The following is a 321-nucleotide window of genomic DNA, read 5'->3' as shown; positions in this document are numbered from 1 at the left end:
TGATCGAGCCATCTCACTGATGCCGAACAACGAAGGTTATCCACAGTCGTTGCATGGACGCGAACCTAGCTTGATTTTGGGAGATTTCACCTATCAGGCCGGAAGCTGGACCAAGCCGCGCCGGGTGATCGCCAAAGTCGAGTGGCATCCGGGCGAGCTTGTTCCGCGCGTCGGCTTCATCGTCACCAACCTGTCCCGCCCGGCCGAGCGGGTTGTCGCCTTCTACAATCGCCGCGGCACGGCCGAGCAGTGGATCAAGGAAGGCAAGGGCGCGATCAAGTGGACGCGGTTGTCGTGCCGGACGTTCGCTGCCAATGCCGT

At 61.4% G+C, this 321-nt stretch carries 1 pseudogene; it reads left to right on the top strand.

The features are described from left to right. Positions 1-82: 82 nt before the first annotated feature. Positions 83-321, top strand: a pseudogene (locus EN874_RS32845) (transposase); the annotation flags it as partial.

The sequence above is a fragment of the Mesorhizobium sp. M1D.F.Ca.ET.231.01.1.1 genome (assembly GCF_003999155.2).
Lineage (GTDB): Bacteria > Pseudomonadota > Alphaproteobacteria > Rhizobiales > Rhizobiaceae > Mesorhizobium.
This window is presented reverse-complemented; position numbering and strand designations above follow the sequence as displayed.